This is a genomic window from Lentzea sp. NPDC051838 (assembly GCF_040681245.1).
GTDB lineage: Bacteria > Actinomycetota > Actinomycetes > Mycobacteriales > Pseudonocardiaceae > Lentzea.
This window is the reverse complement of record NZ_JBFAYI010000013.1, coordinates 210,053-222,149: the sequence shown is the minus strand read 5'-3', so window position 1 is coordinate 222,149 and position 12,097 is coordinate 210,053. Positions and strand designations below refer to the sequence as shown.

Sequence of the window (12,097 nt, the reverse complement as noted above, 5' to 3'; positions counted from 1 at the left end):
CCGAAGCCGCGCTGCAGTTAGCAAACACTCTGGGTGGGGTGGGTCCCGTCACGAGTCGTGGCTGATCGTTGGCCGCGCCAGGTCAGGGGTGTCAACTCGACACGCTTTTCGTCGAGTTGACACCCCTGACCTGGTGTGGCTCGCTCCGCTACGACTCGTGACGGGACCCACCCCACCAACGCAAGCACCTACGCAACAGCAAGCCGCCCAAAGCAACAGGCGTGCCATCAACCCGCCGACGGCGCTGGTGGGTCTTTGATCAGATTGGCGGGGTCTGGGGCAGAGCTCCCAGAACGCAACCGGAACACAAGCACGGCACGCACCCACCTACGAACACGAAACCGCCAGCCGCCAACCCAACTGGGGGACGGCAACGGCAACCGACGCGCGCCGCCGAAGGCGGCCTCACCCACGTCGCCGAGAAGGAACAGCCGTCAGAAACGTGAACAACGCAGCAGCAGCCTGAGCCAACAACAAGAAGTCCCGCAAAGTAGTCGACATCTCAACCCGAACCTCAGCAGCAGCCCCAGGCAACGGCACCCCCACAAGATGCCCCCAAGCCCGAACAACAGGCACCCGAACCCCATCCACCAACACAGTCCACCCAGGCTCATCCTCAGCCGCCAACACGAGCACCCGCCCCTCCCCACCAGGCGAAACCCGAACAGCAACCTCCGGCAACGAAACATTCACCGGAGCAACCCCCACAGCCGCCAACTCAGCCGGAGGCTCCCCACCAGTACGAGCCCGCCGAGCCAAATCGGGCCCAAGAAGCACCCCGGTGTCAGCAGCCAACCGCAACCGCAAAACGGGCCGCCCATCAGAAGCAGCAGGCGCCACAGAAACCAACTCACCACCAGCAGCCCGCACCCGAGCAGCAGCCGCCTCAGAAGGCAACACCACAAAGGCGACCCCAGACGAAGCAGCCTGAGCCAGCGCCAACGTCACCACCGGCGGCGCCCCGTCCAACAACGACGTATTCCACCGCCGCAACCGAGCAGGCGACGAAACCGTCGGCACCAGATCGTCATCCCCAAAGGCCGGCAGCCGCCCAGCCACCTGCCGCACAGGCGACCCGAGAATCAACACAGACCGCCCGGTCCGCTCCAACTCAGCCGTCAACGAAGAAGACAGCCGAACCCCACCATCGGCCCGCAACGGCCCCGACCGCAGATCCAGCAGCCCAGCCACCCCAAGACTGACCAACGCCACCACACCAACCAGGTAGACAGCCCGCCGCACCCGAACCTGCCCGGCAATCCCCGGCGGCACCCCGCGCTTGCACCCCGCGAGCACCACGTACACGAGCCCCCACGCCAGGATCACCAACGGCGTCCCGGGCCAGGCCTTAACGGCAGCCACCGCAGCCAGAGCCGCGATCGCCAGCACGATCACCAACAACCCGGGCAACATCGCAGAGTTCGGCCGCAACACCGCAGCCGCGAAAGCCGCGGCCACGAACACCGAACACACGATCAGGTTCGGCGGAGGCGACTCAAAAGCAGCCCCCAACCCGTTCAGGACCATCTCGGGGTGCTGCAACAGCACCGCGGGCCAGGGCAACAACAACGCCATCGGCAACAGCACGATGGCGAACAACGCCGCGATGCGCCGAGCCCCGCCGGACACCGCGATGAACCCGCCCAAAGCCCCCACGATCGTCACGACGTGGGTCAACGGCGAGAACGCGCCCAGCACCGCGACCCCGATGGCCGTGCCGGAAGCCATCGGCAGCCAGGCGTGCGTGGACGACGCGCGCAAGACCGCGTACACGCCGGCGAACACCACGGGCGTCACGACGTGGACGACGACGACGTCGAGACGTCCCTCGGACACGGCTGTGGTGGCCACGGGCAGCAGTCCGTAGAAGGCGGCCGCCACCGCGCGCACGGACCGTCGCACGCGCATGCCCCGTGACGCGATGTACGCCGACAACGCCGCGAGGGGGATATCGCCGAGCAACAGCAACGCCACCGCGAACGAAGGCCCGCCCGGAATGAGTCCCAGAACGGCCAATGCCGCGGGAGCCGGCGCGGCGGTGCCACCGAAGACCGGATGCCAGGACGCCAGGTAGGTCGACCAGACCGAGCCGAGCGAACCCACGGGCAGCAACCGGCCACCGGCAAGACCCAACCCGAGGCGTGACCAGTTGGCGATCACCGCGATCACCGACAGGCCGAGCACCAGCAGGACCGGGGGCGCCAGCAGGAGCGAACGCAGCACCCGTGATTGGTCAACCTCGACGAAGACCATCTCCGGCCCGCGCGGGCCAGGGGAAGGCCGGGGCCGCGGCGACGGACGCAGAGCACCGGGCAACGCGGCGTCGACCGGCACCACGACCGGGGGACGGCGCAACCCGGCGACGCGAGGCCGTCCGCGGGAGGCGCCGGCGGGCAGCGCGGAGGGGCCGACCGGGCGAGTGTCCACTTCGGATGGTTCGAGCCACGCCGAACGAGCATCGGACGCGGGCAGACGACCCAGCGCCGCGTCGGCCTCGACTCGCCGGCGGATCAGGAACGCCGCGCCGGCGCGCACGGCGTTGCGGAACCGGGTCAAACGAGAGGTGAAGAGCCCGCGCACCACGGCCGAGCCACGACGTGCGCGGCGGCCTTCGAACAAACGGCCCCGCGTCAGGAGGTAGCGCGCGGCGCCCACTTCGGCGTGCGCGTCGGCGAAACGTCGGAGCAACAGGAAACCCAATGCCCGCAGCAAAGACAGAAACAGCAGGCGCGGGAGTCCGATGAGGAACGAGAAACCCGAGGTGTTGACGAGAAACGTGCGCATGCCGTGCGCCCGGTCGACACCGCGAAAAGACGGGCCGGGGCGAGCCATGGCCGCGTCCAAACGGCGTGCGCCTTTAGTTGCGGCGCGCGCATGTCGCATGCGTGCGACCGGTACGCACAGGACCAAATGACCCGCGCGATTAGCGCGCCAGCCGAAGTCGAGGTCGTCGCGCAGCAGCGGCATCGCCTCGTCGTAACCGCCCAGCGAGTGCCAGACCTCGCGGCGGATCAACGAACCCGCGGAAGACACCGCCAGCACTTCGGTGCTCTGCTGGAACGACGCGGAATGTTCGGCGGACGAGAGCCCAGTCTGTCGATGTCCTGAAGAATCCGTCGACAAACCCGCCTCGACGACCAGACGAGAATCCACCCAATCGAGGCACAGCGGGCCCAGCACGGCAGCCGACGGCGACACCTCGGCCGCGGTCAGCAGGGCGGCCAGGCAGTCGGGTTCCGGCGCACTGTCGTCGTGCAGCAACCACAACCACTTGCCCGGGTCGCCCCACCGCTCGACGGCGTGCTCCACGGCAAGGCGCACCGCGGTGCCGAAGCCCGCGCCACGAGGCAGCGTCAGCACGCCGTCCAGCAGATCTTCCGCCTCAGCAAGTACTTTCGCGGTGCGATCGTGGGATCCGGTGTCGACCGCGATCACATGCCTGGGGCGAACTCTCTGGCGCCGCAACGCGGACAGCGCCGTGCTGAGCCACTGGTCGCCGTCGTGGCAGACCAGGACGCACAGCACCGGCGCGGTCCGGAGCCTCGGGTGAGGGCTTGTCACGCCCTCAAGTTAAGGCACAAAGATCACACTTCTGACCGCCTAGACGGCTCGCTTCTTCAGCTTGCGGCGTTCTCGTTCACTGAGACCGCCCCAGATGCCGAAGCGTTCGTCGTGCTGGAGTGCGTACTCAAGGCACTCCGAACGAACCTCGCAGCCCAGGCAGATGCGCTTGGCCTCCCTCGTCGAACCACCCTTTTCGGGGAAGAACGCCTCGGGATCCGTCTGCGCGCAAAGCGCGCGCTCCTGCCAGTCCTGCTCGTCGGCAGGGTCGAACAGGTACGACAGCTCGCCCTGGACTACCGGCTGCGCGACGTGATCTTCTTCGAATTCCTGCATTTCGTCCGCCTCCTCGCCTTCCGCTCTCCCCGGTTGGCGGACGCCAGACGCCGTTCCCACAACGACGAATGACACCGATGTGATTACACCTGCGTCACAGCGGGCGGTCAAGCGGAGTCCACACGTCGGGGGATATTCGCGCAGATGGCCGCAAAAACCTTGACTGGCAGCACAGACAGTGATTCAGGTGTCGCAACGGGTCCCCGAACGGCCCACGACGCCAGCCGACACGCCACACTGGTGGGGTGAAGCGATCAGCGGTGCGCCCCAGTCCACTGTTCCTCGGTCTGCTCGCGGCAACGGCCGCGGGAGCCGCTCTCACCCTGCTCGAAGGTGACGCGGCCATCATCTCGGGCACCATCCTCTTCGTACTCGCCGGGTGGGCGGTGACGCTGTGCCTGCACGAGTTCGGGCACGCCGCCGTCGCGTACAAGGGCGGCGACTTTTCGGTACGCGACAAGGGTTATCTGACCCTCGACATCCGCCGTTACACCGACCCGGTGCTGAGCATCGTGCTGCCGCTGGTGCTGCTCGCGTTCGGCGGAATCCCACTTCCGGGTGGCGCTGTGTGGATCAACCACCACGCGCTGCGGTCGAAGAAGATCGAGTCGTTGGTCTCACTCGCGGGACCGGTCACGAACCTCGTGATCGGCGTGATCCTCGCGGGAATCGTCGCGCTGTTCTCACCGCCCGCCGCGCTCGCGGGCGCCATTTCGTACCTGGCTTTGTTGCAGGTGATCGCGTTCGTGCTGAACATCCTGCCGATTCCCGGTTTGGACGGCTGGGGTGTTTTGGAACCGTTCATGTCGTACCAGGCGCAGCAGTTCGGCCAGAAGGCGCGGCCGTGGGCGCCGCTGATCCTGTTCGCCGTCCTGATCGCCTTCGCCGAGGCCAACAGGCTGTTCTTCGCGCTGGCCTCGACGGTGTTCGAAGCCGTCGGCGGCGACGCGGGATCGGCGGGCTCCGGTGCCGTCGCGTTCATGTTCTGGCGCTACCTGTAGGCCACTCGAAGCACTGTGGAAGCATGGGTTGGCGTGAAGGTCGTAGCACTGGTCGGCGGGGTCGGCGGAGCACGGTTCCTGCAGGGACTCAAACAACTCGGGGCTGACGTCACCGCGGTGGTCAACACCGGCGATGACGTGTGGATGCACGGGTTGCGCATCACGCCCGACCTCGACACCTGCATGTACACGCTGGGCGGCGGGATCGACACCGAACGCGGCTGGGGCCGCGAGGGCGAGTCGTGGACCGTCAAGGAGGAGCTCGCGGCGTACGGCGCCGAGCCGACGTGGTTCGGGCTCGGCGACCGGGACATCGCGACGCACCTCGTCCGCACCCGCATGCTGCGCGCCGGCTACCCGTTGTCGGCCGTCACCGAGGCGTTGTGCGACCGCTGGAAGCCGGGCGTGCGGCTGCTGCCGATGTCCGACGACCGGGTGGAGACGCACGTCGTCGTCGAGCTCGACGACGAACCGCGCGCCATCCACTTCCAGGAGTGGTGGGTCAAGCACCGGGCGGGCATTCCGGCGCAGTCGTTCGCGTTCGTGGGCGCCGAGGCCGCGACCGCGGGGCCGGGCGTGCTGGACACGATCGCCGAGGCGGACGCGGTGATCCTGGCCCCGTCCAACCCCGTTGTGAGCATCGGCACGATCTTGAACGTGCCCGGTGTGCGCGACGCGCTGCGCAAGACCGAGGCCGGTGTCGTCGGCTTGTCGCCAATCATTGGCGGGAAACCGTTGCGGGGTATGGCCGACGCTTGTTTGGACGCGATCGGTGTGGAGACGTCGGCCGAGGCGGTCGGGCGGCTCTACGGCTCCCGCAAGTGCTCTGAAGACGGCATTCTCGACGCGTGGCTGGTGCACACCGGCGATCGCGCGGACGTTCCCGGGGTCGCGGTTCGCGCGGTTCCGCTGCTCATGTCCGATGTGGACGCCACGGCGCAGATGGCCCGTGACGCGCTGGAACTGGCCGGAGTCGACGTTGACTGACCACGCCGCCGCGGCGCTGGAGCTGCTGCCGGTTCCGGGTCTGCCGGAATTTCGCCCCGGTGACGATCTGGCCGGCGCGATCGCCGCTGCCGCGCCCTGGCTGCGCGACGGCGACGTGCTCGTCGTGACGTCCAAGATCTTGTCCAAAGTGGAGGGACGGCTGGTCAGCGTGCCCGCCGACCCCGAGGAACGGGACAGGATCCGGCGCGAGCACGTCGAGGCCGAGTCGGTGCGGGTGCTCGCCCGCAAGATGCGCACGCTGATCACCGAGAACAAGCTCGGCATCGTGCAGGCCGCGTCCGGGGTCGACGCGTCGAACGTGGCGGGCGACGAGATCGCGCTGCTCCCGGTGGACCCGGACGGCTCGGCCGCGGCGTTGCGGACGGCGTTGAAGGGCCTGCTGGGCGTCGAGGTCGCGGTCGTCGTCACCGACACGATGGGCCGCGCGTGGCGGGTGGGCCAGACCGACGCCGCGATCGGCGCGTCCGGCATCCGCGTGCTGCACGACTACTCCGGATCGGTCGACGAGCACGGCAACGAGCTGGTCGTGACGCAGGTGGCCGTCGCGGACGAGATCGCGGCCGCCGCGGACCTGGTGAAGGGCAAGCTCGGCGCGGTGCCGGTCGCGGTGCTGCGCGGGTACGACGTGGTGGACGACGGGTCGTCCGCTCGCGATCTGACGCGGCCGACCGACGAGGACCTGTTCCGGCTCGGCACCGAGGAGGCGCTGGCCCAGGGACGTGCCGAGGCCGTGCTGATGCGCCGGTCCGTGCGGTTCTACGCGGACGAACCGGTTGATCTCGCGGTGCTCAAGCGTGCTGTCGGCGCCGCGCTGACCGCTCCCGCGCCGCACCACACGAAGCCGTTGCGGTTCGTGCTCGTGCGGGAGAAGCGCGCCGAGTTGTTGAAGGCGATGCGAGAGCAGTGGTCTCGCGATCTGCAGGGCGACGGGTTCACGCCCGAGCAGGTCGAACGGCGGCTGCGGCGGGGCGACCTGCTGGTGGAGGCGCCGGAGATCGTGGTGCCGTTCCTGGTCCGCGACGGATCGCACGCGTATCCGGATCCGCGCAGGTCAGAGGCCGAGAAGACGATGTTCACGGTCGCCGGTGGCGCCGCCGTGCAGGGCCTGCTGGTGGCGCTGGCCGCCGAGGGGCTCGGCTCGTGCTGGGTGTCGTCGACGATCTTCTGCGCCGATGTCGTGCGCGCCGTGCTGGGCGTGCCTGACGACTGGGAGCCGCTCGGAGCCGTGGCGGTCGGGCACCCGACCGAGCCGCTGACGCCGCGCGAGCCGCTGGAAGGGCTGATCGAGCTGTGACACTGCACGACGACGCGGTCTCCACGCTGAGCCGGTTCACCGGCCAGGACGCGTTGAAAGAGGCCTACCTGGGCTTCCTGGCGGCCCGTGAGGACGCCTGCATGCGTTCTTGCGAGCCGGGGCATCTGACGGCCTCCGCTCTGGTTCTGGACGCCACCGGGGAGCACGCGTTGCTGACGCTGCACCCGCGCGTGGGCCGGTGGCTGCAGCTGGGTGGCCACTGCGAGCCCGAGGACTCGACGTTGGCCGGCGCCGCGTTGCGCGAGGCCACCGAGGAGTCCGGCATGCGCGGGCTGCGGATCGAGCCGACACCGATCCACCTCGACGTGCACCCGATCACGTGCTCGCTCGGCAAGCCGACGCGGCACTTCGACGTGCGGTTCCTGGTGCGGGCGCCGATGGGGGCGGAGCCGGTGCGGTCCGCCGAGTCGGTCGACCTGCAGTGGTGGCCGCTGGACTCGTTGCCGGACAACGTGGACGACCTGCACCCGTTGATCGAGTCGGCACTGGCCAGGATTCGTTAGAACTTGCGGTAGTCGCGCGGCGAGAACCTCGGGGCTCGCCGCGGCCGCTGCATGCCCGCGGCCTCCAGGTATCGCACGGCGCGGCCGCGCTGCGGTTTGTAGGGCTCCAGCAGCTCCATCATCGCGTCGTCGTCGCCTGGTGTGCCTGTCAGCGCCCATGTGACGTTCTTGGCCACGTGGTAGTCGCCGACGCTCACCGCGTCCGGGTCGCCCCACGACCGTTGCGCGACCTCGGCCGACGTCCACACGCCGATGCCGGGCACCTTCTCCAGCAGCTCACGGCTGCGCATCTCGAAGGCCTTCTCCAGCCGGTGCGCGACCTGGGCGGCGTTGATCAACGTGCGTCTGCGTGCGCCGTCGAGGCCGCACTGGTGCCACTCCCAGTCGTTCAGGCTGAGCAGTTTCTGCGGCGTCGGTGGGACCTTCAAGGGCTTGGGACCCGGCGCCGGCTCGCCGAAGCGGCGGCCCAGCTCGCGCCACGTCCGGAACGCCTCCTTGCCGGTGACCTTCTGCTCCAGGATCGAGGCGGAGAGCAGGTCCCACACGCGTCCTGCCGCGCCGAGGCGCAGGCCGGGGCGTTGGCGGCGGGCCTCGGCGATGATCGGGTGGTGGGCGACGAACTCGTCGAGCGGGTCGTCCGCGCCGAGCAGGGCGGGGAGGCCGTCGAGCAGCCACCCACCGCCGTCGCCCCACGCTTCGGCTTCGATCGTGTCGGTGCGCCGGATGTGCAGGGTTCCGGGGCCGCACGGGGTGTTGGCCGCGAACCAGATGCCGCCTTCAGTGGAGAAGGACGGGTCACCGGGTCCGCGGCGCAACGGTCCGAGCACCGCGCCCAGATCCAGTGGGAACGGTGGTGTCCAAGATCTCTTAAGCATCCGTGCTGAAGCGCACGCCGGCCTCGGGCAGCACCACACCCGGCCACACGCGCGCCCCGCCGATCAGCTCACAGCGAGCACCGATCACGGCCGAGTCGCCCACGACGGCGTCCCGCAGCACCGCACCGGCCTGCACGAGAGCACCGGCGCCGACGATCGAGCGTTCGACGACCGCACCCTCACCGACGACAGCGCCGTCGAACAGGATCGCGCCGTCGAGCACCGCGCCGTCCGCGACCGTGCAGCCCGCACCGACCGCAGAGCCACCACGAACCGTGGCGCCCTCGTGGATCGCCGAGCCGTCCAGCACCAGGTAGTCGCCGGGCTCCGCGACGGCAGCCGACGGCGCCACACCGCGCACGAGGTCCGCGGACCCCTGCACGAACGCCTCCGGCTTGCCCAGGTCGAGCCAGTACGTGGCGTCGACGTGACCCTGCAGGCGGCGGCCGTCCGACAGCAGGCCGGGGAACGTCTCCCGTTCAACTGAGACCGGGCGACCGGCCGGGATGGCGTCGATCACCTCGCGGCGGAACACGTAGCACCCCGCGTTGATCTGGTCGGTGGGAGGGTTCTCGGTCTTCTCCAGGAACGCCTGCACGCGGCCCTCGTCGTCGGTCGGCACGCAGCCGAACGCGCGCGGGTCCGCGACCTTCACGAGGTGCAGCGTGACGTCCGCCTCGTGCTTGCGGTGCGTCTCCACGATCCCCGTCAGGTCGACGCCCGACAGGATGTCGCCGTTGAAGACCATCACGTCGGGTTCGCGCAGCTTGTCGGCCACGTTGCGGATGGCGCCGGCGGTGTCGAGCGGCACCTCCTCGACCACGTACTCGAGCTCGAGGCCGAGCCTCGATCCGTCACCGAAGTACTCCTCGAACACCTCGGCCTTGTAGGACGTCCCGAGCACCACGTGGGTGATGCCTGCCTCCTTGATCCGCGACAGGAGATGCGTCAAAAATGGCACCCCCGCGGTCGGCAGCATGGGCTTGGGAGCGGACAGGGTCAGCGGGCGAAGACGAGTGCCCTTGCCCCCGACCAGCACCACAGCTTCGACGCCGTGCACCTTTTTCCTCCTCCGCGTTACAGCGAGCCGTTCGACGGAATACTCTGACACGAAGCAGATCGTCATACGGGATCTGGTCCCGGCAAGGAGCTAAATCCGACATGGACCCCCGCGACCGGGCCGACGCCATGCTCGCCCGCGCCCGTGCACGTGGGCGGCACATCGTGACACCGGACAACATGACGTCCCCGATGGACGCGTCCGACACGCAGCAGGTCCCCCGCACGCTGGTCAACGCCATGGATCCGCGCCGGGACCCGGACTCGACCATGATCATTCCGCCGGCTCAGATGGGCCAGCAGCAGCGCCCGCCGATGCCCCCGCAGCCCATGCCGACGCAGCCGATGCCGGTCGCCGACGACGCGGAGATCACCCAGGTCGTGCAGCAGGGTGTGATTCCGACCTCGACGAACCACCAGCAGACGCGTTCCTCGTTGACGCAGCGCCTCAACGGGAACATGTGACTTCCTAGCGCCCTGCCCAGTCCTTCCAGACCGCGCTTCGCCCGACCTTCTTGCGCGTGCCGATCACGAGCCGTTGGAACGCGGTCGCGGGCAGTCTGATCAGCACCTCCGCCAGGACCCTGAGCCGCAGACCGAGCGTGAAGTTGGCCGCGTTCGGCACGTTCTCGCGGAACGGCAGCAACGCCGTGATCGCCAGAAACCGCGCGAGCTCCCTGATTGCGATCAGGCCTGGGGCGCAACGCAGCAGCATCAGCAAACGATTGCGCTCGTTCCAGAGGTGGAACGGCTTCGAGCCCGGCCGCGTGCTGGCGCCGTGCTTGTGACGCACCCGCGCGGGGCCGACCGAGATCACCCGGTGCCCGGCCAGCCGCAGCCGGAAAGCCGTGTCGGTGTCCTCGTAGTAGCAGAAGAAGCTCGCCGGCACGCCACCTGCTCTGCGCAGCTCTTCGGTCCTGAGCAACGCGGCGCCACCGCAGAACCCGAACACCTCGCGGCCCGCCAGCACGACGTCCTTGCCGTGGCCGTCCGAGGTCAGCGCCACCCCGACGGACTGGGTCGAGCCGTCCGTCAGCAGGATCGACGACGTGGCGGCGGCCGCGCCGGGATCGGCTTCGAGAGCGCTCTCCAGCTCGGTCAGCCACGACGGGTCCGGCACGGCGTCGTCGTTGAGCCACGCCACGTACTTGGTGTCGACCATGCCCTGGACCGCGTCGAGGCCGCCCGCGTAACCGCGGTTGCGCGGAAGCCTGACGACCTCGTGTCCGCTGATCAACGCGGCTGTGCCGTCGTCGGACGCGTTGTCGACGATGATCGTCCTATGTGGACTCTTCTGGGCTTCGAGGGCGTCCAGGCACGCCGTGATGTGGTCACGGCCGCGCCACGTCACGACCACCACGGTGCTGAGTGCCGACACGGCGTGAGACGGTACGCGACGTGCCCGAGCTAGTAGTCCTGACCGAGCAACTCAACGCGCCCGTCCCCGGTGGCACCGGCCGGTACACGGCCGAGTTGCTCACCGCTCTTCGGGAGACCGCGCCTGCTGGCTGGACGGTGACCGGTGCGGCGACGGCTCGCGCGGACCGCGTGATCCGACTGCCGCGGCGGGCGCTCGTGGCGTTGTGGGAACGGGGGCTGCCGCCTCGGCTCGGTCCGCACGTGCACGCTCCCACGCCGCTCGCTCCGCTACCGGGCGCCGTTGTCACCGTGCACGACGTCGTGCCGTGGACCCATCCGGAAACGCTGACGCCGCGCGGGGTCGCCTGGCATCGCAAGGTGATCGCCGCCGCGGCCCTGCGCGCGAAGGCTCTGGTCGTGCCGACCGACGCTGTCGCCGATCAACTGCGGCAGCACTTGAAGGTCGAAGTTCCGGTCCACGTCGTGCCCAACGGAGTCACGCGACTCGTCGGGCCTCCTGCCTCGGATCTGCCGTCCGGTTACGTGCTGGCGATCGGCACCATCGAGCCGCGCAAGGGCTTCGACCTGCTGGTGCGGGCGTGTGAACGGCTAAGGGTCCCGCTGGTCGTGATCGGTCCGGCCGGCTGGGGTGGTGTTGATCTCCGGGCACCGCACGTCACGTTGCTGGGCAAGGTTTCCGACGCGCGGCTGGCGTCGGTGCTGTGCGGGGCGTCCGTGCTGGCGGCGCCCAGTCTGGCCGAGGGGTTCGGGCTGCCGGTGCTGGAGGCGATGGCCGCCGGCGTGCCCGTCGTGCACTCCGACGACCCGGCTCTGGTGGAGGTCGCGGGCGGCGCCGGCACCGTCGTGCGGCGGGGCGATCTGGCGTCGTTGACGGAAGGTCTGCGGGCCGTGCTGGCTGATCCTCGTCACACCGTCGAGGCCGGTCTCACCCGAGCGAGTGAGTTCACCTGGGAAAAGACTGCACGCGGTGTCTGGGACACGCACCTGTAACAGCCGGATTGGCGCATTCCCGCTAAACGCATTCGCAACTGACATTACGCTGACTGATCGTGCCGACTG

Annotated in this window: 11 protein-coding genes; 6 read left to right on the top strand and 5 right to left on the bottom strand. The window is 69.2% G+C overall.

Features of this window, described 5'->3' with window-relative positions; all coding sequences use genetic code 11:
- Window positions 1-405: 405 nt before the first annotated feature.
- Both AB0M24_RS26955 and AB0M24_RS26950 read right to left on the bottom strand, forming a co-directional pair.
- Window positions 406-3,561, bottom strand: a complete 3,156-nt coding sequence (locus AB0M24_RS26955) for a glycosyltransferase family 2 protein (RefSeq protein WP_363773417.1) — start codon at window positions 3,559-3,561, stop codon at window positions 406-408.
- 39 nt (window positions 3,562-3,600) lie between these two features.
- Window positions 3,601-3,897 carry a WhiB family transcriptional regulator gene (locus AB0M24_RS26950; RefSeq protein WP_045315329.1) on the bottom strand — a complete coding sequence of 99 codons (297 nt, stop codon included), beginning with the start codon at window positions 3,895-3,897 and terminating at the stop codon, window positions 3,601-3,603.
- Between the two features lie 245 nt (window positions 3,898-4,142).
- On the opposite strand from AB0M24_RS26950, the gene AB0M24_RS26945 reads away from it, so the two are divergent.
- The 4 genes from AB0M24_RS26945 to AB0M24_RS26930 are packed head-to-tail and all read left to right on the top strand — an operon-like array spanning window position 4,143 to window position 7,724.
- On the top strand, window positions 4,143-4,898 hold the full coding sequence (locus AB0M24_RS26945; RefSeq protein ID WP_363773413.1) for a site-2 protease family protein: 756 nt from the start codon (window positions 4,143-4,145) through the stop codon (window positions 4,896-4,898).
- Between the two features lie 33 nt (window positions 4,899-4,931).
- Window positions 4,932-5,885, top strand: coding sequence for a 2-phospho-L-lactate transferase (cofD, locus tag AB0M24_RS26940; protein WP_363773410.1), 954 nt, complete (start codon window positions 4,932-4,934; stop codon window positions 5,883-5,885).
- Window positions 5,821-7,200 carry a coenzyme F420-0:L-glutamate ligase gene (locus AB0M24_RS26935; RefSeq protein WP_363773407.1) on the top strand — a complete coding sequence of 460 codons (1,380 nt, stop codon included), beginning with the start codon at window positions 5,821-5,823 and terminating at the stop codon, window positions 7,198-7,200. Before cofD ends, AB0M24_RS26935 begins: the two co-directional genes overlap by 65 nt.
- Window positions 7,197-7,724 carry an NUDIX hydrolase gene (locus AB0M24_RS26930; RefSeq protein WP_363773404.1) on the top strand — a complete coding sequence of 176 codons (528 nt, stop codon included), beginning with the start codon at window positions 7,197-7,199 and terminating at the stop codon, window positions 7,722-7,724. Before AB0M24_RS26935 ends, AB0M24_RS26930 begins: the two co-directional genes overlap by 4 nt.
- Here the strand turns inward: AB0M24_RS26930 and AB0M24_RS26925 are convergent.
- Both AB0M24_RS26925 and AB0M24_RS26920 read right to left on the bottom strand, forming a co-directional pair.
- The gene (locus tag AB0M24_RS26925; protein WP_363773401.1) at window positions 7,721-8,599 is read right to left on the bottom strand and encodes a DNA-3-methyladenine glycosylase 2 family protein; all 879 of its coding nucleotides are present in this window, start codon (window positions 8,597-8,599) and stop codon (window positions 7,721-7,723) included. The two genes, AB0M24_RS26930 and AB0M24_RS26925, sit on opposite strands and share 4 nt — an antisense overlap.
- Window positions 8,592-9,659 carry an NDP-sugar synthase gene (locus AB0M24_RS26920; protein ID WP_363773398.1) on the bottom strand — a complete coding sequence of 356 codons (1,068 nt, stop codon included), beginning with the start codon at window positions 9,657-9,659 and terminating at the stop codon, window positions 8,592-8,594. The genes AB0M24_RS26925 and AB0M24_RS26920 overlap by 8 nt, the downstream gene beginning before the upstream one ends.
- 101 nt (window positions 9,660-9,760) lie before the next feature.
- On the opposite strand from AB0M24_RS26920, the gene AB0M24_RS26915 reads away from it, so the two are divergent.
- Window positions 9,761-10,123 carry a hypothetical protein gene (locus AB0M24_RS26915; protein WP_363773395.1) on the top strand — a complete coding sequence of 121 codons (363 nt, stop codon included), beginning with the start codon at window positions 9,761-9,763 and terminating at the stop codon, window positions 10,121-10,123.
- 4 nt (window positions 10,124-10,127) lie between these two features.
- On the opposite strand, the gene AB0M24_RS26910 is transcribed toward AB0M24_RS26915, so the two are convergent.
- Window positions 10,128-11,036 carry a glycosyltransferase family 2 protein gene (locus AB0M24_RS26910; RefSeq protein WP_363773392.1) on the bottom strand — a complete coding sequence of 303 codons (909 nt, stop codon included), beginning with the start codon at window positions 11,034-11,036 and terminating at the stop codon, window positions 10,128-10,130.
- 20 nt (window positions 11,037-11,056) lie between these two features.
- Between AB0M24_RS26910 and AB0M24_RS26905 the strand changes: the two genes are divergently transcribed.
- On the top strand, window positions 11,057-12,028 hold the full coding sequence (locus AB0M24_RS26905) for a glycosyltransferase family 1 protein (protein ID WP_363773389.1): 972 nt from the start codon (window positions 11,057-11,059) through the stop codon (window positions 12,026-12,028).
- Window positions 12,029-12,097 lie beyond the last annotated feature (69 nt).

What these genes read in the sequence shown, in the direction of transcription:
- AB0M24_RS26950 (WP_045315329.1), bottom strand. Translation starts at nt 3,897, where the DNA reads ATGCAGGAATTCGAAGAAGATCACGTCGCGCAGCCGGTAGTCCAGGGC.
- AB0M24_RS26935 (WP_363773407.1), top strand. Translation starts at nt 5,821, where the DNA reads ATGTGGACGCCACGGCGCAGATGGCCCGTGACGCGCTGGAACTGGCCG.
- AB0M24_RS26925 (WP_363773401.1), bottom strand. Translation starts at nt 8,599, where the DNA reads ATGCTTAAGAGATCTTGGACACCACCGTTCCCACTGGATCTGGGCGCG.
- AB0M24_RS26915 (WP_363773395.1), top strand. Translation starts at nt 9,761, where the DNA reads ATGGACCCCCGCGACCGGGCCGACGCCATGCTCGCCCGCGCCCGTGCA.